Origin of the sequence: Nostoc sp. DedQUE08, from assembly GCF_034530895.1 — a bacterium.
Classification (GTDB): domain Bacteria; phylum Cyanobacteriota; class Cyanobacteriia; order Cyanobacteriales; family Nostocaceae; genus Nostoc.
Genome location: NZ_JAVRCD010000013.1, coordinates 127,102 through 153,546, shown reverse-complemented (window position 1 = coordinate 153,546; position 26,445 = coordinate 127,102). Strand labels below are relative to the sequence as shown.

Here is a 26,445-nt window from a genome sequence, read left to right as displayed (position 1 = left end):
TATGTACGGACTTGCACCGTGATTCACTAAGCAACGAATCGCACAATCGTAGTTTTTGCCGTATAAAAGATAATTGTTACTTATTTTGTGTAGTACATAAATACTATAAAATAGCGATCGCGCTGTGCCAGTTGCGTAAGTCCTGTTAATCACAGGAATCAGTTGTTAGCGTACATTTTGATTCCAATGCTACTCGTGCATGATTGCTTGCTGCTGTTTATCCAACACTTCCTAAAATGAATTCTTCTCGCCCTACAGTGATTGTCGGAGCAGGCTTCGTAGGTCTTTTTACGAATGGCACGAATGGCACTAAGATAACAGCAAATCCGAATGGCACTAAGAAAAGGGACAATCGTTGAGGCAACAGGGGTGCAGAGGAGCAGAGGAGAAAGAAGAAGTTTTAAGCATACGAACGGATATTTAGAAATTCCCCTCTGCGCCCCTGCCCCCTGCTCCTCTGCAATCCTTATGCTGCATGTCCTTCAGCTTAACTTAGTGTCATTCCACTCTGGGTCATTTTGTCATTTCTTAGTCTAAACACCAATAATCATTTTAAAAACTGCATATTCTGATTTGAGTTATCCCAATGAGTGATATAGAACCGTAAGTTCGGCTTTGGCTTTAAGTCGTTAGTTATGCTTGCTCACAATGCCCCAATTCATCCCACTGTTCTACAACGCCCTTTAGGTCGTATTCACTCAGCTAAACCCTATTTCCAAGCCTCGTAAATTGGCTAAAGTATTGATGATTAAAGCTATTTTTTGATAAATATCCTTATACAGCAAAAGTTTCAGAAATAGCAAGCGTTTGCCCGGCTCCTTTCAAGATGTTGTGCGATTGGCTAATTTATTATTTGGTGAAGAAAGATGAAAAACAGCACTATGTCAAAATACTGGGAAATTTGTCGAATTAATCCTGCCAGTGAAAAAGCTGGATATGATTACCATTTAGTTCCTCAAGCACAAGATTTTTTTCACAAACAATTTGAGCCGATCGATCGTCCATTCACTTCTGAAAGTAGCGACATTCAAGTTGATTTATTATTACTATTTCATAATAAAAATTCTGCCAATATTACAAATAGTGCGAAAGCGGGATTTTGTCTGAGGTGCGCTGTCTCATACCCTATCCTCAAAGCTTGCAAAAAAATTGACAGTTTGTTCGCTGGGGAAAAATCTTTTTCCTACCTGGATTTACTGCCCTACGTTCTCAACGATGATGGTCAAACTCCAATCGTTCTTAATAGCGATCGCAAAACTCAACTCCAATTGGATCGCAAAGGGGAATTTCAGACAACCTCTTACAAATTTTTTAGTGTTGAGGTTTTGCGAACATTTCAGCCCACATCAAATAGCATGAGCTTAGACAATTGGGCATACTTTCAAACTAAACAAAATCCGGAAATCAAAGATTTTTTATCAGAATTTGGTTTTCAGAAATTGAGTGATTGGGCACTTTTAAATCGAGCCAGAGCTAAACAAATTAAATGCTTATCAGTGCGAGATCGCCACCTAGTAGAAATTTTTCATGCAGTCTATCGTCGAGACAGGCGTCAGCACCGACAAAAAGGAGCCATAAAATGTCCTGATCCTACTTTTGCTCAACTTCAAGAAATACTAACTCTCGCTAGTGAACAAGGTGTTGCTATTAACGACATCACTAAGTTATTTCAAGAACTCAAACAAATAGCAATCCAGCTAAGACAGTATGATATTTGGAATTACAGAGAACCTTTAGAGATCCACGATCCCGAAACTGGAAGCGATTTTCTTAGACAAGATTTACCTTGTGATTTCCTCAACGAATTAGATATAGAACAGCAAGATTTTTTGGAATTCTTGCATCAGCAACTTCAGGTTGCTTTGGTTCAAGCAATAAAACAAGAAATACTTGTTCGCATTTCTCAATTGAAAAAAAGCAAAAAATATAAAATTTTTGCTCAACAATTGATTCCTGGATTACAACTGTATTATTGTCAAAAATTATCTTTAAAAGACATTGCGCCCTTATTAAAAATGACCAGTTGGGATCAAGCCAGGAGAATATTGAATCCTGGCGATATTCTCAACAATGTTCGGCAACTGACAGTGCAAAAACTGCTCGACAGAACATTAGAAAAAGGTCGAAGTATGGGCTTAACCAAAACTATCCCCGAACCAGGTTATCTTAAAATTCTGGTCGAACAAATTGAAGCTTTTGCCGATCAAGAAATTTTCCAAAGAGCTATAGAAGAAATCAAAGCGGGGAAGAACCGAGAGATGAACAGTCCATATGCTCAGCAACTTCGTATTTACTTGGAACAACATACCTAAATATATAAATTGAGTTAAGTCATGGTTTATTTTCCAATAAATTCCACTGATTTTAGACTTTTGCAGCCAGAAGTCATAGAACTGGAACAAGAGCATTTTCAGCAGGCAACAAAGATTAGTGCCAAAGCAACTAGTGAAGCACTCTGTTGGCAAACATATCTAAATATACTGGCGCTACTTAGCTTTAAAGAATGGTTGAGCAAACGAATACTAGATCAAATAATTCATCTAAATATCAATGCAATTGATACTGTTGGTCATCTCTGTGTTGGGGAATTTAAAATTTGTGTAATTGCTACAGAAAATTTACTTGATGAAGTGGTAAATATTTCTCCGTATGTGATTGAGCAACAGCAAGCAAAGGCTGATTTTTATGTACTGTTTGAGGTGTTAGAGGAGCAGGAACAAGCGATTTGTAGAGGGTTTCTGGATTACAACCAACTAATGAATTATCTTCAAAGATTCGATTTGCAACTCTCAGCCGACGGTTGTTACCAGTTACCGTTTTCTTTATTTGATCTAGAACCAAATCACTTGTTATTCTACTGTCGTTTTTTGCAACCGTCAGCTATATCTCTCCCTGTTGCTTCAGCCGCAACAAATACTTCGCTGCCTTTACAAACATATCCCAATCAAACTAGAACTCAATTAAGTCAATGGTTACAGGATGTCTCTAGTTCTCTTAATGGTGTGAAGTTACAAGTATGGGCTACTTGGCTCTTTTATGCTGTCTTAGTTGACGCGGTTGCTGATAAATTATCCCTACCTTTTGACCGGATTTATTTCGAGATGGTTTATCGCAGTTTGTATAATTTTAGCGTCGCCTATGATAAAGGCAAAGCTACAGATCGAGTCAAGTATTTTGCAGCCACCCCAAAATCCAACTTTAGGTGTAGTCAAAGCACTCCGAAAGCCTGTTCCAAAGCTGGTGGATTTATCACCTTTGACTCTACCCCCTTTGACAAACGCGCAGTTTTCTTAACCTATCACTGATGTTAGGGTGTAGGGTATGGTGAAAATGCCAAAATTCTCACTACACCCTACGCCCTGTCTGAATAAATCATATCTTCTTTGACTCCACTTCCCTGCTGCACTATCTTCTTGCCTTGGGATAAAACAAAACTGCATAAGTTGATTTTACTGATCCTTATAAGTAATTGAGCAAGCTGGTAGATGAAGAGATTTATATAAAAATGCCTGCTTCAAGAGGAGCATTTACGACAATATATATATTCTCATATAAAACTTTATTGGGAAGAACAAATGTTTTACGATAGTAATGACTTTAAATTTACAAAAAATCTGGAATCCAACTGGCTGGTTATCAAAGAAGAATTAACCCAGCTGCAAAAAGCAGATTTTATGCCCTGGCCGGAAAAGTATTTGTATAAAAAAGGCTGGGAGGTATTTGGCTTATATTCTTTTGGCAAAAAATTAGACTATAACTGTAGTTTGTGTCCAGAAACAACAAAATTAGTAGAGTCTATTGCTGGAGTTACTACAGCTGGTTTCTCTTCGCTAGCACCAGGAACTTATATTGCTCCTCATGTAGGAGACTCATCAACTGTACTTCGCTGTCATTTAGGTTTATTTGTTCCTGATAGCTGTGGTATCAGAGTTGGCAATCAAACGAAAACTTGGGCAGAAGGCAAGTGCATGATTTTTGACGATACGTTTGAGCATGAAGCTTGGAATAAAAGCAATCTCGTCAGAATTGTGTTGCTACTTGACTTTGAAAAACCTATTTCTCAGCCTCCTTACAAAGAGCATAAGAGGAAGTTGGAGGTGGGGTAAATTTTTGACAAATTAGATTTGTAGCATTGCAGTAATAGAGGAGATTATTTCAAAATGAGTACAAATTTCCCATTATCTACCAATCAGCGTGATTTTTATATTGACCAAATGATGTGGTCTGAAGGTTCACACTGGAATATCGGTGCAGTTGTAAAGACTTTCGGCCCTTTGGATATCGAATGTTGCAGGTTTTGTCTGAATCTGGTAATCCATAACAATCCCACATTACGTACTCGCATTTATGAATATGAGGGCAAGCCGTTACAAACGATAGCGCCACCCCAAGATGAAAAATTCCCGTTAGTTGACTTTTCCAATTATGGAGATAGCCAAGAGCGTACAGAACAATATATTAAAAAGGATTTCGGCAAGCCTTTTAGTTTCGGAGAAAATTCTTTACTAATTTCTTTAAAAATTATTCGGATCAGCAATGAAGAACATATCATTTATGCGAAATATCATCATGCCATCACTGATGGATGGGGTACTTCTATCTTTTTTAGAGAAGTAATTAGTAATTATAATCTAATAAAAAGTAATACTTTTAATAAAGCTAAAAAAGTAAAAAAAGATTTTTATTTAATTAATTATCTCCAAAAGGAATCTGAATATCTTCAGTCAAAACTGTTTGTCAGCGATAGTAATTATTGGGGTCAGCGTTTAGGTGGGTTTTCGCCAAGAATTTTCACAGAAATTGCACCGTTGAAACTTCAAGGAATTCGTCGGGAAATCTATATCTCGCGTGATAAATACGACCGAGTTAACGCATTTTCTCAACAAATGCGCTCTAGCGTGTTTCATTTTATTATCTCTGTACTGCTGATTTATCTGTCTGAACGCTATGACAAGACTGATTTGACTGTTGGCGTGTCTCTTCTAAATCGCAACGAAAAGGAGTACAAGGAAGCAATCGGGCTGTTTGTTAGTATGTTGCCGTTTCGCGTTGAGTTTAATTGCGATGAAACCTTATGTGAGCTTATGGACAAAGTACGCTCTTTATTACGACAAGACTATCGCCACCAACGCTTCCCTATAGGAGAGATGAAGCGAATTCCGGCTTTAAATTGCTCTAGTAACGAGTATCTTTATGACATTATTCTCTCTTACGAAAAACACGACTACAGCGAAACTTGGTGCAATACTCAAACAACTTGTACTCCCCTCTACAGTGGTGAACAGAAACTACCGCTAATTATCTATGTTCGTGAGTTTGATCAGACAAAGGATGTCAAAATCGATTTCGATTTCAACCTTTCTTATTTAGATTCTGCAACTATCGATGAGATGGTTTCCCACTTTCAAAAGTTTTTTGATGCACCTTTAGAGAATTTCGACAAATCCATTCTCTCTTTTGCAGAAAGAAGTATTCCAGAAACCGAGCTTTTAAACGTGAAAAAATTAGAAGAATCGCAAACCCTGGTTTCAGTATTTGAGAATACTGCCAGAACTTTCCCACACCGTCAGGCGGTACAATTTGAAAATGTTACCCTGACATACGCAGAACTAGATGCACACGCCAACCGTCTTGCTCATTATTTGCGAAGTGCAGGAGTAAAATCAGAAACGCGAGTGGGGTTGTGTCTGGAGCGTTCTGAAAACATGGTGATTGCTATCCTCGCCGTACTGAAAGCAGGTGGTATTTATGTTCCTCTCGACCCAAAATATCCTTCTTCTCGCCTGCAATTTATACTGAAAGATAGCGGAATTTATTTACTGCTAGCAGAAAAATCAATTCTGGCTCAATTGATTGACGAGAAAGTAAAAGCATTTACCCTTGAGTCGATCGCAGATGAAGTGGCAAAGCAGCCGGATACCCCTCTGCAAATCTCGCTTCACTCAGCAATTCCTGCATATATCATCTATACCAGTGGTTCTACTGGTACTCCTAAAGGCTGTGTAGTAACCCATGCTAATGTCATCCACTTGATGGGTTCTACAGAATCTTGGTATGGCTTCAATGAAGAAGATATCTGGACTGTTTTTCACTCCTTTGCTTTCGATTTTTCCGTCTGGGAATTGTGGGGAGCGTTGCTCTATGGTGGGAAAGCAATTATTATTCCATTCTGGTTAAGTCGCTCTCCTGAAGCCTTCCGTAACTTTTTGGCGACAGAAAAAGTCACTGTACTTAACCAAACGCCTTCTGCTTTCTACCAACTGATTCACGCAGATGAAGCCAGTGTGAGCAAACTGGCATTGCGGTATGTGATTTTTGGGGGTGAAGCATTAAATCTGCAAACCCTGTTCCCCTGGTTAGAGCGATACGGTGACAAATTGCCACGTTTAGTTAATATGTACGGGATTACGGAAACCACCGTCCATGTTACCTACCGCCCAATTTTGCTCAGTGATGTAACGGAGAACAGTGGTAGTTTAATTGGTGAAACGATTCCCAACCTCAATATATACTTGCTTAATGAACAACTTGAATTAGTTGCAGAGGGTGAGCCAGGGGAGATTTATGTGGCTGGTGCAGGGGTTACTAGTGGATACTTAAATCGCCCCGCCCTGACTGGCGAACGTTTCCTGCCCAATCCTTTTGGCAATGGCAGAATTTACCGCAGTGGCGACTTGGGGCGTCGTTTAAGTAATGGTGACATTGAATATCTTTGTCGGATAGATGAGCAAGTGAAAATCCGAGGTTTCCGTATTGAGTTAGGTGAAATACAGGCAGCCCTGACATCCCATCCTCAAGTACGTGAAGCCTTTGTAACCATCCACGAGGATGAAGAATCAGAAGATAAACGTCTTGTTGCTTATTATGTTGCTGGGGAACCCAACCCCACGGCGAATGAGTTACGCCAGCACCTAGCAAGCAGAGTTCCCGATTACATGGTTGCGTCGGCATATATAAATTTAGATGCCTTTCCTCTCACAGATCACGGTAAGATTAACGCTAAAGTTCTGCCATCGCCAGACTGGAATTTGTTGCGGGTAGAAGAGCAATATGTGGCTCCTGGTGATGCCTGGGAGGAGAAACTTTGTACCATTGTCGCGGAAGTACTAGGACTGGAACGAGTCGGTATCGATGATAATTTATTTGAAATCGGCTGTGATTCGATTCTGGCTTTGCAGATAGTTGCAGCAGCCAGAAAAGAAGGTATTTCTCTGGCGATGAGAAATATCTACGAAACTCCTACTATTGGCCAACTTGCTGCTGAGAAGGAATCAATTGCACCTGCCGCTTCAACTGACTCCCCTGCTTTCAATCTGATCTCACAAGAAGACAGCAAGCGTTTACCAGAAGATGCAGAAGATGCTTATCCACTTTCTAATTTACAAAGTGGAATTCTGTACCACAAAGAACTGCATCCCGACTCAGCTATTTACCACGCAATATTCAGCTTTGAGTTGCGCCTTCCTTATTTGGAAGAAGCTTGGAGAAAAGCCTTAGCTGACATCTGTCGCATCCATCCCACGTTACGGACTTCCTTCCACTGGACGGGATACAGCCAACCTCTGCAAATCGTTCATCGGGAAATCGAATTACCTTTAGCTGTTTACGATCTGCGTAATTTAGGAGCAAAGGCTGACTATAAGGTTAAAGAATGGATTGAATCGGAAAAAGCCCGCCCCTTTGATGTCCAGCTTACTCCCTTATTCCGCCTGACAATCCACCGTCTCTCTGACGATCGGGTGAGTTTAAGTTTCAGCTGTCACCACGTTATCGTGGATGGTTGGAGTGTAGCAACCTTGATGACACAATTGTTGCGGCGTTATCTGGAACATTTTGAAGGATTACCAACAGAACAACTAACCCCATCTAGCAACACTTACAAAGACTTTCTCATCCAAGAAGAAAATGCGATCGCCTCAGAAGAGATGCGTCAATTCTGGGAAAATCGGTTGGATGGTTTAGAAGTCAGCACCTTACCACGGATCAAACAAGTTGCCAGTAAGGACAAGTCTGCACACAAAGTTGAACGCTTAGAAATTCCGATTGATGACGAGGTAACGAATAATTTGCGTGCAGTGGCAAAAAGCGTTGGAGTTCCACTAAAAACAGCGTTATTAGCAGCACATCTGCGCGTTCTTTCTTTCTTAACCGGACAAAATAATGTTGTTACTGGCAATATTTCCAATGCTCGTCCAGAAATTAACGACGGTGAAAATTTACTTGGTTTGTTCGTCAATACCATTCCTTTTGGGATGGAGTTACATCCTAGTAGTTGGTTGGATTTAGTACAAGCTGTATTTCGTGCCGAAAATGAAATTATTCCTTATCGACAATTTCCTCTTTTGGAAATGCAACGCCTGACTCAAAAACGTCCGTTATTTGAGGTAGGCTTCCACTACGACCATTTCCACATTTACGAAGGCATTCTCGATTTACCTCAAATTGAATTTCTTAACTTATATCACTCTGAAGAATTAGACTTTCCCTTCGTCGCCAAATTCTCCCTTATCCCTGGTAGTTCTTCGCTGGAATTGAAATTGCTATATGACGCAAACCAGTTCGATAGCTCACAGGTTGAGCAATATGGCAAGTATTATCAAACTGCTCTTTCATCTCTGGCTACCAACCCCCTTGCGCCGTTCCACAGTCAATCTTTAATGTCAGATGAAGAACAGAAAAACTGGCTTTTGGCTGCAAACGTTGATAATGAAAGTCATATATCCCAAGAAAGCCTTGTTTCTGCCTTTACCAAAGCTGCTGCCCAATACTCACAAAAAGCTGCCCTTAGCTTCCAGGACGTAACTTTAAATTATGCCGAATTAGAAGCAAAATCAAATTCTCTAGCGCATTACCTCCAAAGTAAAGGTGTCGGCACAGAAACTTTAGTCGGGCTTTGTTTGAATCGTTCTGAAGAATTGGTGGTATCCATCCTTGCCATTCTCAAAGCTGGCGGAGCCTATGTTCCCATCGATCCCAGTTATCCCTCTGAACGTATTGATTTTCTCTTAAGTGACAGTAAAATTTCTATACTTCTAACTCAAAAAGAAGCTCTTTCTCAAGTTTCCTCTTGTCAAACCGAAATAGTTGTTCTGGAAGATATCGTTTCTGAACTAGATTCATACAGCCAACAACCAGTTGCAGTCACAATATTACCAGACCATCCCGCCTATGTAATTTATACTAGTGGTTCCACAGGCACACCGAAAGGATGTATCGTCACTCACGCCAACGTCATCCGTTTGCTTAAAGCAACGCAAGAGTGGTTTGAATTTAACAGCGAGGATGTTTGGACTATGTTCCATTCCTACGCCTTCGATTTTTCAGTGTGGGAAATCTGGGGTGCGCTGCTTTATGGCGGTAGAGTTGCAGTTGTTCCCTATTGGACAAGTCGTTCACCACAGGACTTTTTACAGCTAATCCAATCTGAGAAAGTTACTGTTTTGAACCAAACACCCTCCGCCTTTAAACAACTAGTACAAGCAGATCAAGGAGAACCAAAACAACTAGCTCTGCGTTACGTAATTTTCGGTGGAGAGAGCCTTGAACTGCAAAGCCTGCAACCGTGGTTCGATCGCTATGGCGATCAAAAACCGCAATTGGTGAATATGTACGGTATCACCGAAACCACCGTACACGTAACTTATCGTCCGATTAGTCAAGCCGATATTAGCTTGAATCGAGGTAGCGTTATCGGTCAACCGATTCCAGATGTCAAACTTTACATTCTAGATGAGTATCTCGAGCCACTTCCTGTTGGAGTTTCTGGAGAATTATACGTTGGCGGTGCAGGAGTAACGCGGGGGTATCTGCATCATCCTCGCCTGAGCGCACAGCGATTTATTCCTGATGTCTTCGCCAAGACTCCCGGTAGCCGTCTTTACCGTAGTGGAGATTTAGCACGTCGTCTTCCTGATGGCGAGGTAGAGTATCTCGGACGCTCAGACCATCAAGTGAAAATACGTGGTTTCCGAATTGAGCTTGGTGAAATTGAAACAGTTCTCGCCAGTCACTCACAAGTTAAAGCCGCATTTGCTACCGTCCGCACAGAATTTGATGGAAATACTCGCATTGTTGGTTATTTTGTATCCGATGAAAAAGAAGACTTGGTAATATTTTTGCGCGATTTTCTCCAAGCCAGACTGCCAGATTATATGCTGCCAGCAGCACTTGTACCGATTAACAGTATTCCTTTGACGGTTCACGGTAAAGTTGACTCAGCAGCATTACCTGCACCTGATTGGACGCGAGCTATCCAACCTTACGTTGCACCTCGGAACAACATAGAAGCAAATGTCTGCTCGTTCATGGCTGACATATTGGGGTTGGAACGAGTTGGAGTCATGGACGACTTCTTTGATATTGGCGGAGATTCTATCAGCGTTACACAACTAGTAACTCGCTTGCGAGAAATTTATAAAACCGAGCTTCCCTTACCAGAGGTTTTCTACAACGGTACCCCGGAAGCATTAGCACGTTTAATTACTGCATCCCAACCAGATGAGACTACCACAAATATTCCCCGCGCCAGCCGCAACAGACGAACTGTGAACTTGAGTAATGATGGTTCGCTAATTGCTAAGTAGGTAAACCCAAATATTCCCAGATTCCCAACTTATTGAATAAATTGGGAATCTCACCACTCAACAAAAAAGGTGCAAAAATATGCAGAATGTAATGAACACTATCCAAATCGATCAAGAAGTAGACTTATTTGAAAAAAATGGGTTCCTCGGTGCTTTTAAAGTATATGAGCCTGAGCAAGCAAAAGAAATTTTGAAAGAAGTGCGTGCCAAAAGTTTAGACAGAAGTAAAGCTTTATATGATAACCATGTCAACTATGACAGGCACTTCGATATATCGACACTGAGTCAACACATTGCCCATCCAGAAATTGTCCGAAGACTACAGGCGATTATTGGGCGAGATATTGTTTGTTGGCGTACAGAGTTTTTCCCTAAATACCCAGGCAGCAAAGGTACAGAGTGGCATCAGGTTGAAACTTTTAAATACACCACAGGAAACGACCAACTTGTACCCACCGAGCAAGATGAAAATACTCCTATGGAACTGACTGTTTGGATTGCCCTGACTGACGCTACCAAAGAAAATGGTTGTCTAAAATTTATGCCTGGTTCCCACAAAGAATGGTACTTTGATGAGTCTAAAACTCCCAAAACAGGTCGAAATGAAATATATGACCCAATCGCATCAGAATCAACCTTTTTTGGATATAACTATTCAGAATTTAAAGTCGATCCAAATTGGGAACCAGATGAATCCAAAGCTTTTGCGATGGAAATGAAACCTGGAGAAGCAGTTATTTTCACAGCCCGTTGTATGCATGGTTCATATCCAAATACAACCAAACGCTCAACCAGATTTGGCATGAACTCAAGATATGTCCCTACACATGTGAAGGTCTATCCCAACCAAACTGATTTCATCGAACACGGTGGACATTTCGACTTATCAAACTATGGGTGTGTCTTAGTCTCTGGAGTTAACAAATACAACCACAATCGGTTTAGAACTGAAAACAATTTAGGCGTGAAGTTTCCAGCACCAATGTAATTGATCAGAGGTTGTTTGGAAAGTTGTAAAGTATACTAAAAACCTCTCTGCCTGTATGCTATCCATTAGGGATATCTATAACTGTAGCATTAGGGGGATTAGGTTTCTAAGGTTTTGATGTTACTATAGCAATCCTAAATCATCCGTAAACTTCTTTCATTCTTCTCTTGGCGCTCTTCTCTTCTTTACGAGACGCTTTCAACGAACGAGACGCTTCGCGAAGGTGGCTTGGCGGTTCGATAATTTTCACAACTCAAATAGGATTGCTATAACAATTTTTTTCAAACATCCTCTGAAGGAAAAATAGAGACGCGATTAATCGCGTCTCTAGCAATTCTCAATTATAAAATAATTCATTAAAATTATGGAAGTCTACGTTTTTCCTCTTTCTCGCCCTCAAAAAAGACTTTGGTATCAAGAGATAATTCAGCCTGGAAATATTGCTTACAATATCCCTATTGGATTGCGATTTTCTGGCGAGATCAACCAGCAGATTATAGAGAAAGTTTTTCAAATAATAATTAATCGCCATGAAATTTTGCGGACAACATTTGCCACAGAAAATGGCGAACCAATGCAATTAGTTCATGGCGAAATGGTATTTCATTTAGAACAGAGCGTTATTGAATCTTCTGTAGGAAATATAGAAGAAGTTATTAAAGAAAAATTAGCCGCAGAGTCTCGCAAACCTTTTGACTTGGTGACAGGTCCCCTAATTCGAGCCATATTGTACAAAATTCAACCACAAGAGCATATTTTGTTTGTAAATATGCATCATATTGTTAGCGATGGTTGGTCTTTAGGGGTTTTTGTTCAGGAACTTACCCAACTTTACACTGCATACCTTCAAGAAGAAGAAATATGTTTACCGGAGTTACCAATTCAATACGGTGATTATGCTGAATGGCAAGAAAATTGGCTGCAAGAAGATGGAATAAAAAAACAACTCGCTAACTGGGAAAAAGACCTTGCCGATTTACCTCCAGCTATTGATTTACCTTTAGATTACTCGCGCCCGATGCAACAAACTTATAATGGGGCGATGGTGCGCGAACATCTACCTTTAGCACTTACTAATTCTCTAGAAGAATTAGCAAAGCAAGAAGGTGCTACTTTTTTCATGGCAGCATTGGCTGTTTATCAAGTCTTACTGTATCGTTATTCCAATCAAACTGATATTATCGTTGGCAGCGCGATCGCTAATCGCCGACAAAGCGAACTAGATAACCTCATTGGTTATTTTGTCAACACTCTTGCCCTACGTGCTGACCTCTCTGAAAAACCTTCTTTCCGCGAGTTCTTAAGGCGAATTTCCCGAACTTGTCTTGATGCTTACGCCAATCAGGATGTGCCTTTTGAAACCCTGGTGGAGAAATTATCAGCAAAACGTGACCCTAGTCGTTCGCCAATTTTTCAAACTTTATTTGTGCTGCAAAATGCACCTTTGGGTGAAATTCGCTTACCGGGACTCAAGGTCAATCCTATACATCTGGAAAATGGCGGAGCAAAATTTGACCTTACTCTCATTCTGGAAGCTTCCACCGCAGGTTGGCTGCTAACGCTAGAATACAATACCGACCTTTTTAAAGAAGAGACGGCACGTCAAATATTAAAACATTATCAGCAATTGCTTGCTGCCGTTGTCAGTAATCCTGATGTCTGCATTAATTCCCTTTCTTTGTTAACCCCAAGAGAACGTCAGGAACTTTTAGAGTTGAGTGATGCATCCAACTCCATCAACTCCGAAGAAACAAATTTAGTTGAGTTGTTTGCCAAGAGTGTCGCCACCTATCCCAACAGAATCGCCGTCACAGCCTCAGGAAAAACATTAACTTATCGAGAATTAGACCAACGCTCTGACAGGTTGGCAAGTTTTCTGCGTCGCAAAGGTGTTTGTTGCGAAGTACGAGTAGGTATTTACCAGGAGCGTAACGAGGAGTTAATCGTCTCCCTACTCGCTGTCTTAAAGGCAGGCGGAACTTATGTACCCCTTGACCCTGCTTATCCAGCCGAGCGAATTATTGATATTGTAGAAGACAGCAATATTGCTCTGTTGCTGGCGGAAGAAGCTTTGCTTTCAGCTGTTCCCCCAACGAAGGCAGAAGTGGTGGTTGTTGACAAGATTGAGTTTTCACTAAATGAAGAGATGGAAGTATGCGAACGCATATTTCCTGATCAAGCAGCTTATATTATTTATACTAGTGGCTCTACCGGAAAACCGAAAGGTTGTGTTGTTACTCACGGCAACGTCACTCGACTCATGCGGAGTACAGAACCTTGGTTTGAATTTAACGAAAACGATGTCTGGACGCTGTTCCACTCCTACGCTTTCGATTTTTCTGTATGGGAAATTTGGGGCGCTTTGGTTTATGGTGGAAAATTAGTGGTGGTTCCTTACTTGGAAAGTCGTTCTCCTGAGACTTTTCGGGCTTTACTGTTGAGCGAGGGTGTAACTATTCTCAATCAAACTCCTTCTGCTTTCCGCTCGTTGATTCGCGCTGACAGGGAAATTGAGGATAAACTCAATTTGCGGGCGGTGATTTTCGGTGGCGAAGCTTTAGAATTACAAAGCTTGCGCCCTTGGATTGAGCGTTACGGCGACGAAAGCCCGCGTCTAATTAATATGTACGGGATCACTGAAACTACCGTCCATGTAACTTACCGCCCCATTTCCTTGAAGGATATCGAACAAAATCGCGGTAGTGTCATTGGTGAACCTATCCCAGATTTATCGCTCTACGTCCTGGATGAGGGATTGGAACCGACACCGATTGGCGTTCCAGGGGAAATTTATGTTGGTGGGATGGGTGTATCTAGAGGATATCTCAACCGAGCAAAATTAACTGTGCAAAGATTTATACCTGACCCCTACAGCAAAAAACCGGGAGCTAGGTTATATTGTACGGGGGATATCGCCCGACGTTTACCCAATGGGGATTTGGAGTATCTCGGACGCGGGGACGAACAGGTGAAAGTACGTGGTTTCCGTATTGAGCTTGGTGAAATTGAAGCCGCCTTAGCTGGACTACCGGAAGTTGCAGAAGCGGTGGTTGTAACCCACTCGGAAAACGCCGAAGATAAGCGTTTGGTTGCTTATATTGTTGTTCGTAGCCAGCTGCTAGATCAAAGTCAATTGCGTGCTGTTTTGAAAGAGCGTTTACCCGACTATATGATTCCGGCGGCGTTTATATTCCTAGATGCTATGCCTCTTACTGCTCAAGGTAAGATTAACCGCAAAGCATTACCTGCACCTGATTGGAATCATCATAGCGCCAGACGCGCGATCGCGCCTGGGGAAACACCCGCTGAAAAGATAATTTGTCAGGTTTGGGAGCAAGTTTTAGAAATTAATCTTGTTGGTGTAGAAGATAATTTTTTTGAGCTTGGCGGTGATTCGATTTTGGCTTTGAAAGTAGTTACTGAACTGCGCCGTCAAGGTTGGGAATTAACGCCAAAAGACATCTTCCAACAACAGACAGTCAAACTACTTGCTCAACAAGCAAAAACGCTGCATTCGCAAGCAAGTAGTCAAGAAAAAGCTTTTGGTGAAGCGCCTCTAAGTCCGATTCAAAAATGGTTTTTTGAACTCGAAGTACCAAATCCTAATCATTGGAATCAAACTTTGTTGTTGGAAGTAAGCAAATCTCTGAAACCAGAGATAATTGCGGCAGCGTTGAGAGTGATTGCAGCCCATCACGATATATTTAGATTGCGTTTTCAAAAGGAAGAAGGAATTTGGCGGCAATTTTATACTGAAGACGAAGCAGCTTTTACTTTTGAAGTCGTGGAGCAAGTGTTGGACTACAACGATGAGGTTTCTCGCTTGCAGCGATCGCTTGATTTACGTAACGGGCCTCTAGCTCGTGTAGCATGGTTAAATCTGGGAGAAGAATCTCCACCAAGACTTTTAATTGTTGTGCATCATTTGATTGTTGATGGGATTTCTTGGCGGATTCTTACACAAGATTTAGCAGCGGTAATTGCTGCAATTATTCAAGATAAATCTCCTATTTTAGAAAATCAGACAACATCTTTCAAAAATTGGAGTGAGTTTCTACAATCTTTTGCCAAATCTTCAGCTATTCAAAAGGAAAAACAGTTTTGGCTGAATGTTCTCAAAGATGAAACCGCTCGATTACCTCTTGATTTTCCCCAAGCTGAAGCGCAAAACTTCGAGTCTTCTGTAAGAACTATCTCGCGGAAATTAACTAAAGCTCAAACAAACGCTCTACTTACCAAAGCAAACAAAGCTTACCGCACCCAACCTCAAGAATTGCTGCTAGCTGCCGTTAGTAAAACTATCAGCAATATAACCAAAGGTCACACCATCCAAATTCTGATGGAAGGGCATGGAAGGGAAGAAATATCGCCAGATTTAGATATCACTAATACTCTTGGTTGGTTTACAACACTTTATCCTTTGCGTCTTGACTTATCATCAAGTGCCGATGAGGGCTTTTTTATTAAAGGCGCTAAAGAGAAAATTCGTTCTGTTCCCCAACGCGGTATTGGTTATAGTCTTTTAAAATACCTACAATCCGAACCAATTACTCTTAACTGTACCCCGGAAATCAGCTTTAACTATCTCGGTCAAGTGCGAGACAGCGGACAAAACAAATTATTTCGCTTGCTAAATGAAGATTCTGGACTTTCACACGACCCAGAAGGGTTGCGTCCTCAATTGATTGAGGTTCTCAGCATCATTGTTGACGGAGATTTGCAGGTTGATTGGTTGTACAGCGCTAATTTACATCAAGAAGAAACAGTTTCTCAATGGGCTGATAATTTTCAGGAAAACTTGCTGCAAATACTTACACATTGCAACCAGCCAAATGTTTGTACATTCACACCTTCAGATTTTCCCTTAGTTCCGATAAATCAATCTTTTTTGGATTTTTTGCAAGTCAATTTCCCAAACTTGGAAGATATTTATCCACTTTCCCCGTTGCAAGAAGGGATGCTATTTCACACCCTATACTCTCTAGAAGATGGTGTGTATTTTGAGCAAGTAACTGGTAAAATCACAGGTGGTTTAGATATCGGTGCTTTTGCTCATGCTTGGCAAGTTGTTGTAGATCGACACCCGATTCTCCGCACTGCATTTGTTTGGGAAAACCAAGATACCCCCGTACAAGTTGTCAGCACTTCTGTCAAATTCCCCATCCAGCAACAAGATTGGCGCAATTTCTCCACCGCAGAGCAAGAATATCAATTCAAACAACATCTTGCAGGAGATAGAAAGAATGGATTTCAACTGGATAAACCACCTCTGATGCGTTTTACAATCATCCAGATGGATGATGTTAGCTGGCAATGGGTTTGGAGTCATCACCATATACTCCTTGACGGCTGGTCGATTCCACTCATTTTTAAAGAGGTGCTTGAGGTTTACAAATCGAAACTCCAGGGTGTTGCCCACTCTTTAACTTCAATTCCACCTTACCGCAACTATATTCAATGGCTGGCATCGCAAGATAATCACTCATCTAAGCAATTTTGGCGAGAACAATTCGCAGATTTAGCAAGTCCGACTCCGATATCCTGGGAACTAGAGGATACTGAAGTTCTCCAAAATTTGCCTGATAATCAAGAAGCTGAACTACGTTTGAGTGACAAAGAATTTACCACGTTGCAGCAGATGGCGCAAAACTGCCACTTGACACTCAATACTCTGACTCAAGGCGCTTGGGCGCTGCTTTTGCAAAAATATGGCGCGGGACAAGACGTGCTTTTTGGTGTAACTGTTTCCGGGCGACCCCCGGAAATTACAGGAGTGGAGAAGATGGTTGGGTTGTTTATCAACACCCTCCCCATGCGTGTTGCCTTAGAACCTTCGCTAACTGTCGCCTCCTGGCTAGAAAAGATTCAACAGCATCATGTGCGGATGCGAGAATATGAATATAGCAAACTGACAGATATCCAAAAGGAAATTTCACTGGCGGCGGGAGAATCGTTATTTGAGAGTATTTTAGTCTTTGAAAATTACCCCGTTGACCAAAGTTTAAAAGAGCAGGGAGAGTATTTTCGAGTTGATGATATCCAGTTTTATGAACGAACTAATTACCCCTTAACAGTAGGTGTAGTTCCAGATAGGGGACTGCGATTAAAACTGAATTATCAAACAAAATTCCTGTCTGCAACAGCCGCGAAAACTCTGCTGTCACACCTGCGAAATATTATAATCAATCTGGCTGAACACCCGGATTTTTTGTTGGGAAAAATCCAGGCTTTATCAGCACAAGAGCGCGATTGTACGATCGATGAAGGGAATGCTAATGCTATTGCTTGGGGAGATTTTCGCACAGCTCATCAGTTGTTTGAAAACTGGGCAGATTTACACCCTAATGCTGTGGCGCTAGTTTGTGGTGATGATGCAATTTCTTATGGCGAATTAGAAAAACGTACCAATCAATTAGCCGCCACCTTAATATCAACAGGCATTGGCTATGAATCAATTGTAGGTTTATATTTTCACCCTGACCTAGACTTTATTATTGCCCTACTGGCCGTGTTGAAAGCAGGGGCGGCATTTCTTCCCCTTGATCGCAGCTATCCCGAAACGCGGCTGCAATTCATTGTGGAAGATAGCCAAACTCGTCTGATTCTCGCAAAAGAAGCCCCGCCGCCAGGATTATTTCCAGCCGATATTAAAGTGATAATTATTGGAGATGAAGAGAAATTATCAATACCTGATGACACTAACCGTCCTAATTTAAAAGTTAGACCAGAAAATCTTGCCTACATTATTTACACCTCTGGTTCCACAGGTAAACCGAAAGGCGTTTTAGTATCTCATGCAGGTATTCAAAATCTGGTACGCAATCAAACTGCAAGTTTTGGTGTCACAGCCGAGAGTCGCGTTTACCAATTTGCTTCTCTAAATTTTGATGCTGCAATTTCTGAGATTTTTATGGCTTTGGGTAGCGGCGCAACTCTATATCTGCAAGAAAAGGCAAATCGTTCTCCTAGTCCTGCTCTTTGGCAAGCATTAACCAATTGGCAAATTACTCATGTTACCCTTCCCCCGTCGCTACTAGGCGCCATTGAACCTGCAAATTTACCGCAATTGCAAACCATGATTGTGGCTGGGGAAGCAGCTTCTGGGGATTTACTTTGCCGCTGGGGTGGAGAGAAACGTGCCTGTTTTAACGCCTACGGCCCGACAGAAGCAACAGTCTGCGCCAGCTTGATGAATTGCTCCCATTTACTCGGTGAACCCAGCATTGGCAAAGCGATCGCTAATGTCGAAATTTACCTCTTGGACTCCTTTTTAGAACCGGTGCCTTTGGGTGTAACTGGGGAAATCTATATTGGGGGAATCAGTTTAGCACGAGGCTACTTACATCGCCCCAGCTTAACAGCAGAAGCTTTTATTCCTCATCCCTTTGCCAAAACACCGGGAGCTAGACTTTACAAAACAGGCGATCGCGGCGTTTACGACTTGCAAGGAAACATCCGGTTTAAGGGTCGGCAAGATGCTCAAGTAAAATTTAACGGTTATCGGATTGAATTAGGGGAAATTGAAGCTGCTTTAACCAGATACGCCACGGTAGAGAGTGCAGTGGTGGTGCTGCGCCAAGATATGCCAGGATGCAACCGCATAGTAGCCTACGCTCTGACACCCAAGGAAAACCCACCTACTACCAACGAATTACAGGATTATTTGACAGAGGTTTTACCAGCTTATATGATTCCCAGTGCCGTGGTGTTAGTCACACAATGGCCCCTCACCCCCAACGGCAAAATTGATCGCCAAGCCCTTCCCGCACCGGAAATACCAACAACCCCAACCATACCAAAAACTCAAACAGAGGAGATATTAGCCCAAGTCTGGATAGAAGTGTTGGGGCTAGAAACCGTCAATCCCGATGATAATTTCTTCCATTTGGGGGGAGACTCGATCGTTAGTTTGCGAGTCACCTCCGGCGCCCGTAAAGCTGGATTGGACATTAACCCCAGAGATATTTTTGAAACCCAAACCCTGAGAAGACTGGCCGCTGTTGCCAAACCCTTACGCCAGCAAGTTGAAAATGTCGAGCCGTTAACCGCTAGCATTCCCCTTGCCCCGATTCAGCGTTGGTTCTTTGAACAAAACTTGCCCCACCCGTACCACTGGAACCAAGCAGTAGCCTTGAGTGCCAGCGAACCTCTGAACATCGATGCCCTTGGGGTTGCTTTGAGAGCTGTGGTTGCCCATCACGATATTTTGCGATCGCATTTCCGCAAAAATCAGAGCGTCTGGGAACAATCTTACTTCGGCTCTGCGACGAAACCTCCATTACGCATCGAAGATTTTAGCAGCCATCTGCCTTCTTGCCAACAAGATGTTCTGCAAGTTGTTGTCGAAGAAGAACAGAGAAATTTGAATTTAGAAAGTCCTCCTCTACTTAGAGTTCTCTATGCTAAAAATCTAGAAGAGTATGGCAATGTCGTGTTTCTGTTTGGCCATCACCTTGTATTTGATGGAGTCTCTTGGCGCATCCTGATTGAAGACTTAACCCTAGCTTACCAACAAGCTGTAATAGGCAAACCTATTTCCTTACCTGGAAAAACCTCCTCTTACAGGCAGTGGGCAACATCTCTGGAAACCCTGGCAAATTCAAGAGAAATCGCCAAAGATGTTTTATTTTGGCAAGAAACACTCTCAAGTCCCAGCACCTCATTGCCTGTCGATGACTTTGGTAGTAACACCGTAGACAGCTTAACTGCGGAATCTACCCAAATAACAGCAGCTGAAACCCAGGCTCTACTGAAAGAAGCAACCGCAATTTATCACGCCAGTGTACAAGAAATACTCCTAACCGCACTGCTCGATACCCTGAGTCAATGGAACGGTTCACCCCATGTGCTGATTGATTTGGAAGGGCACGGACGAGAGATACTTGCAAGCGGGCTTGATTTATCAAGAACCGTAGGTTGGTTTACCTCGCTCTACCCCGTTCTTCTCAAGAAACCCAGCGAGAATCCTAACCGGGAAAACATGCTCAAGGAAATGAAAAGACAAATGCGAGCTATTCCCCATCACGGACAAAGCTTTGGCTTGCTACGTTATCTCAGTCAGGAGAAAGCTATCGGCGAAACATTAGCAAATACTAACAAAGCGCAGATTAGTTTTAACTATCTGGGGCAAATTGATAGCCAGCAAAATAGTAACAATCTTTTCAACCTCAGCAATGCTCCCACAGGTTCGGGAATGTTTGGTAAACAAGAACGTCCCCACCTTTTAGCTGTTAACGCTCGCATTCAAAGCGAATGTATGTATGTTGACTGGACATACAGCAAGAATATTCATCACCCTGAAACTATACGCCGCCTTGCAGAAAGCTATCTGCACAACCTCCGCACTTATTTAAAAGATAATACCGTTTCTGAGGAATTATTCTATACTGCTAGTGACTTTCGTATGGTTGAGATGACAGAAGACCAACTCGATTCTCTGTTAGCAGATTTGGAAGTATAAAAAAGGGCGTTGCAGAACAGTGGGATAAATTGGGGGAAGCAGGGGAGGCAGCAGGGCTGTTTCATTCCCTAAAACAGGTAAAATTGCAAGTGTTGAGGGGATAAAAATCATGGGTGCGAATCTGATTGAGCAATTGCGGCAAGTGGAAGATTTTAGAACTTTAGATGGTCGAAGACATCCACTGTGGTTGGTATTACTGTTTGTAATAATGGGCACTATGAATGGAGATGTTGGGTATCGTGCATGGGGAGATTTCGTCAAACGGCATCGTCGGGTATTGATAGAGACATTTGGAATCCAAAAACATGGTGTTCCTTCTTACTCAACTATACGACGTGTAACGATGGGAGTAGATTTCGATAAACTTGCTGCAATATTTAATCAGTGGGCTAGCCAATACGTTGATTTAGAGGTGTCACAATGGTGCAGCATCGATGGTAAAAGCATTAAAGGTACAGTTCAAGACTACGATTCATTTAGTCAAAATTTTGTCAGTATTGTATCCGTATTTACTAGTAAACAAGGGCTAGTTTTAGGTATGGATAAATTTGACAATAAGAAAAAAAGTGAAATTGTAATCGTACAAAATTTAATTACAACATTGGATATAAAAGGCGCGGTATTTAGCTTTGATTCGTTACATTGTCAAAAAAAACTTGCAAGCTAATTATAAGTAGTGGCAACGACTATGCGATCGCTGTTAAAGATAACCAACCAACATTACATCGTCATATTAAACGCATTGCTGCACTCAGAAAGCCAGTCAGTCGTCATATCGAAACTGAAAAAACTAGAAATCGGTTTACAACACGTACTGTCGAAGTTTTTGATGATTTGACTTTGATCAATTCCCAGTGGACGGGTATTAAGTCTTTAATCCGGGTTGAAAGAGTCGGAACCCGCACGGGTAAAGCATATCGCTCTTTGTTGTCTGTTATATCAGTAGTATAGTTAGTACCGCGAAAGAATTTGCTCATGGTATTCGCGGGCATTGGGGTATCGAAAATCGCCTCCATTGGGTTAAAGATGTAGTTTTGAATGAAGATAATTCAACTATACGTATGGGCAAGGCTCCTGCAAATCTCTCAATTATGCGAGCGTAGGCGTAGCCCGCCGTAGGCATCGCTCTTAATATACTCCGTCGAAATGGTTATGCTTCCATCACAATTGCCCAAAGATTTCTCTCTCATGACATTGACAAACTCCTTACCCTTGTGGAATGAAACAGCCCTGGGGGAGGCAGGGGGGGAATTTTGGAAGTTACTAAATCATCCCGCAACTATGCAACGCCACAATTTATAATTCATAATTGCTAATGCGCGAATTTCTCACAACTCCCGAACGCTGGCTGCACTATCGGTTTAATTACGAATTACGAATTAGTAATTATTGTTGGACTCTAAATCTAGAAGTGCAGTTATCTTGAGGCACAAACGCAAGGTAGACGCTCAAATCTGCGTTCTACCTTTTTTTTTGCCTACATCTATATTTCGGACAGTGCTATTTGAGATGCGCTTACCCTGGTTTATTCAATACATTATTTATAGAATAAATTACTAGAAAACACCTGATGAAATTATCAGTGATCGCAGTTTATAAATTAACTAAAAATAGTCCCATAAATGCCGCGATTTTTCAGGCAGGAGTTGAATTACACTTATGAGAAAATTTCAGCTATTAACACTTATTCTATGTTCAATCAGTGTGTGTACTGCTTGTGATATTCAGAAGCCAAATCATACCCAAGAGACTTCTGTAGAACCTGCACCAGTAACATCTGTTGTAGCCTTGGGGCGAATTGAACCAGAAGGCGAAGTTATTAAACTCTCAGTACCAAATGCCCAAGATAGCCGCGTCAACAAAATTCTAGTTAAAGAAGGCGACTTTGTAAATGCCAATCAGGTGATTGCAATTCTACAAGGTATTGAGCGTAAAGAAGCAGATTTATCTGATGCACAGACAGATGTGCGGCTAAAACAGGCAGAACTTGCTAAAATACAGCAGGGAGATGCCAAAAAGGCACAACTGGCAATGCAAAGGGCGGCGATCGCCAGCTCAAAAGCCCAACGGGTAGGTGAAATTAAGCAGAAAAAAGCAGCGATCGCCAGCACGAAAGCGACTCTCCGCGATGCTCAACTCACCTATCAACGACGACAAGCGTTGGAAAGTAAAGGTGCCATTTCTCGTGCTGACCGAGATGTAGCACAACGCGAGTTAGCAACGACCCAAGCAACTTTAGCTGAACGCAAAGCTGATTTAGAGCAAACTGAAAAAACCCTGCAATCAGAAATAACCCAAGAACGAGCAAGACTAGCAGAATTGCAGGAAGTGCGTCCAGTGGATATAGAAATTGCCCAGGCGCAACTGGATAAAGCTAAGATTGCCGTTAACCAGAGAAAGGCGGATTTAGAAGATGCGAAGGTACGAGTACCTGTAGCAGGACAAATTTTGAAAATAAATACGCGTATTGGAGAGCAAGTTAATACCAGTCAAGGCATTGTGGAACTTGCCCAAACTAACCAGATGTATGCGATCGCCGAGATTTATGAAACTGATATTAACAAAGTTCGTATGGGACAACAAGCTGTGATATCCAGCGAATATGGCGGTTTTACAGGCGAGATTCAGGGCGTTGTCGAACAGATTGGTTTGCAAATTGGCAAGCAAACTCTTCAAGATGCTGGCAGCAGTGCCAGCGGTAATGACACTGGTAGTCCCACAACCGATCAAAATGCACGGGTAATTGCTGTTAAAGTTCGCATCACTCCCAAAGATAGTTCTAAGGTCGCTGCACTAACTAATATGCAAGTTCGCGTCAAGCTTGATATTGCCACAAATAACAATGCAGCCAAAGTCCAAGAACAAATACCTCCCTCAGAATAAATAAAGTTGGTTTGCATTCAAATATCTAATTTATTTGCGGATTTTTTGACTGTGCCAATTTGGGATTTTAGCTTTTAGATTGCAGAAAAAATTTCAAATCCAAAATTGAGTGAATATTTTGTACTTCTACGGATTGCTTACCATTAACTAATAATAAAAATCAGGAAAATTCCGATGTTAAAATCCTTGTTTAACCATCTTCAGACTCAGCGTCCTTTAGCGTGGGCGCAGTTATCGCACCAAAAAACTCGTCTTGCTGTTGCAATGGGTGGTATTGCATTTGCCAATGTCCTGATATTTATGCAACTGGGATTTCGCACACTGTTTACTAATGGTGCTACAACATTACCCACTAGTTTGAAAGGTGATTTGTTTTTGCTCAATCCTAGTACAAAATTTTTAGGTGCTAATGGATTTGATCGCATTCGTCTTTACCAAGCAGCTGGAATTAAAGGAGTTGCTTCAACTATTCCAGTTTATATAAATCAAAGCACTTGGGCGTACTCCAAAGAACAAACCTCATTTCAGGCACGAGTGTTTGCCTTTAATCCCAGTCAAATAGTCTTTAATATCCCAGAAATAAATCAACAGCGTGAAAAATTAAAAATCCCTCACAGCGTCTTGTTTGACCGCCTCGCAAAACCTTCCTTTGGGCCCATTCCCCAATTATTTGCCCAAAAAGGTGAAGTCAAAGCCTTGCTTAAAAATCATCGGATTGCTGTTGTGGGATTGTTTAATCTTGGTAACTCTTTTTTTCTCGGAGAAGGCAACCTAATGATGAGTGAAGACAATTATGCTGATTTCTTTGGGGAGAATGCACTCAAGCAGGTCAGTGTGGGGATAATTAACTTGAATCCAGGAGCTAATCCTGAAGCGGTGAAGGCAGGGATTGCGGCAAATATTCCCGGTGTCAAGGCATACACTCATGAGGAACTAATTGCCAAGGAGCTACAGTTTCAAGACACGAACCCAACTGGGCCTATTTTCACCTTTGGTGCGATTATGGGGTTTATCGTGGGTGTCGTTATTGTCTATCAAGTTCTCTATGCCGATGTCAGTGACCACTTAGCAGAGTATGCCACCCTCAAAGCAATGGGCTATTCTGACTTGGCACTGTTGGGGGTGATTTTCCAAGAAGGGGCGATTCTCGGAATCTTGGGCTTCATCCCTGGATTTGTCGCCTCATTTGGTATGTACAGCTTTCTGTCTTTAATTACTCGTCTGCAACTGGTAATGAGTCTGAATATTGCTGTCACTGTTTTCATTTTGACAATTTTTATGTGTGTTCTTTCCGCTGCAATCACCTCTAACAAACTTCGTTCTGCCGATCCCGCTGATGTGTTTTAGTGTAAAATTTTGAATTGCAAATTGGTAGCTTTGGTATTCAAATCTCAAAACGCTAATACAAATTCCTTGAACTAAAAAATTTCTGGGTCAAAAATGGCACTAAAAAGTTTTAACTCAAAACTCGAAATTCCAAACCAAACACTCTCTTCCCCGATTATTTCCATTGACAATCTCAATCAAAGCTTTGGCAAAGGAGTCTTACAAAAGCCTGTACTTATAGATATTAATCTAGAAGTTAATCCAGGTGAAATAGTAATTCTCACAGGCCCATCAGGCAGTGGTAAAACTACCTTGCTGACAGTGATTGGAGCATTACGTTCTCTACAAGCAGGCAGTTTGCAAGTTATCGGGCAAGAATTAAATGGTGCTAGTAAAAAAAAGCTGATTCAGGTACGTAGTCAAATTGGCTTTATCTTCCAATCACATAATTTGCTTAAATGTCTCACAGCTTGGGAAAACGTTTGTATGTCGCTGAAATTACATCAAAACCTCACACTTAATGAACGCAAAACACGTTCTATAGCAATACTAGAAGCAGTCGGGCTAGGTGAGCATGTGAATTATTACCCAAACAACCTATCTGGTGGACAAAAGCAAAGAGTAGCGATCGCCCGTGCGTTAGTAAGTCAGCCAAAGTTAGTTTTAGCAGATGAACCCACAGCATCTCTAGACAGTCAATCTGGGCGTGATGTAGTGCAAATCATGCAAAGACTAGCAAAGGAACAATATTGCACTATCCTACTTGTTACCCACGATAACCGCATTTTAGATATAGCTGATCGCATTATTCATATGGAAGATGGTCGCCTGCTAAACAGGTAAACACATCTAAACTTGTTTGATAAACAACCAATTATTTGGCGTATAAGTTAATTTTTAGACGGTGAGACAACGCAGCCAATACGCATAATTCGAGTCATAACGACATATATAGGACTTACGCATTGATAGCAAAGACCAAACATGAATGATTAATAAAAACCGGAAACTACGTGTTTACGTTGATACACAACATGATTCTTTTGTACAGTGTGTAAATTCTAATATAATGACTGTAAATGTTTGACCTGTGTAACATTTGATGCAAGGTTAAGCTGATAGCACAACTAGACCGAAAACGAAAAATCAGATCGCGATTTGTAGCTTTCTTCTGAGAATGAAACAGCCCTGCCTTCAAAAGCGGG

11 protein-coding genes and 2 pseudogenes are annotated in these 26,445 nt (G+C 41.6%); all 13 read left to right on the top strand.

Annotated elements, in window-relative coordinates; all coding sequences use genetic code 11:
• Positions 1-881: 881 nt before the first annotated feature.
• Positions 882-2,312, top strand: a complete 1,431-nt coding sequence (locus RMY64_RS11570) for a hypothetical protein (protein ID WP_322700128.1) — start codon at positions 882-884, stop codon at positions 2,310-2,312.
• Between the two features lie 21 nt (positions 2,313-2,333).
• A pseudogene (locus RMY64_RS11565) lies at positions 2,334-2,978 on the top strand (DUF1822 family protein); the annotation flags it as partial.
• A gap of 6 nt (positions 2,979-2,984) precedes the next feature.
• A pseudogene (locus RMY64_RS11560) lies at positions 2,985-3,243 on the top strand (IS4 family transposase); the annotation flags it as partial.
• Between the two features lie 332 nt (positions 3,244-3,575).
• Entirely contained in the window at positions 3,576-4,106 is a 531-nt protein-coding gene (locus RMY64_RS11555; protein ID WP_322700127.1) for an aspartyl/asparaginyl beta-hydroxylase domain-containing protein, read from the top strand.
• 54 nt (positions 4,107-4,160) lie between these two features.
• Positions 4,161-10,583, top strand: a complete 6,423-nt coding sequence (locus tag RMY64_RS11550; RefSeq protein ID WP_322700126.1) for a non-ribosomal peptide synthetase — start codon at positions 4,161-4,163, stop codon at positions 10,581-10,583.
• 91 nt (positions 10,584-10,674) lie between these two features.
• Positions 10,675-11,571, top strand: coding sequence for a chlorinating enzyme (locus tag RMY64_RS11545; protein ID WP_322700125.1), 897 nt, complete (start codon positions 10,675-10,677; stop codon positions 11,569-11,571).
• A 364-nt stretch (positions 11,572-11,935) separates the two neighbouring features.
• Positions 11,936-21,031, top strand: coding sequence for a non-ribosomal peptide synthetase (locus RMY64_RS11540; protein ID WP_322700124.1), 9,096 nt, complete (start codon positions 11,936-11,938; stop codon positions 21,029-21,031).
• A gap of 109 nt (positions 21,032-21,140) precedes the next feature.
• Complete coding sequence (locus RMY64_RS11535) at positions 21,141-21,698, top strand: ISAs1 family transposase (protein ID WP_322700123.1); 558 nt, start codon at positions 21,141-21,143, stop codon at positions 21,696-21,698.
• Positions 21,674-21,982 (top strand): hypothetical protein, encoded by a 309-nt coding sequence (locus tag RMY64_RS11530; protein WP_322700122.1) that lies wholly within the window; start codon positions 21,674-21,676, stop codon positions 21,980-21,982. The genes RMY64_RS11535 and RMY64_RS11530 overlap by 25 nt, the downstream gene beginning before the upstream one ends.
• Positions 21,946-22,134, top strand: coding sequence for an ISAs1 family transposase (locus RMY64_RS11525; RefSeq protein WP_322700129.1), 189 nt, complete (start codon positions 21,946-21,948; stop codon positions 22,132-22,134). The genes RMY64_RS11530 and RMY64_RS11525 overlap by 37 nt, the downstream gene beginning before the upstream one ends.
• Positions 22,135-22,690: 556 nt before the next feature.
• Entirely contained in the window at positions 22,691-23,914 is a 1,224-nt protein-coding gene (locus RMY64_RS11520; protein ID WP_322700121.1) for an HlyD family efflux transporter periplasmic adaptor subunit, read from the top strand.
• A gap of 174 nt (positions 23,915-24,088) precedes the next feature.
• Positions 24,089-25,261, top strand: a complete 1,173-nt coding sequence (gene devC, locus RMY64_RS11515) for an ABC transporter permease DevC (RefSeq protein ID WP_322700120.1) — start codon at positions 24,089-24,091, stop codon at positions 25,259-25,261.
• A 93-nt stretch (positions 25,262-25,354) separates the two neighbouring features.
• Positions 25,355-26,083, top strand: coding sequence for a DevA family ABC transporter ATP-binding protein (locus RMY64_RS11510; protein ID WP_322700119.1), 729 nt, complete (start codon positions 25,355-25,357; stop codon positions 26,081-26,083).
• Positions 26,084-26,445 lie beyond the last annotated feature (362 nt).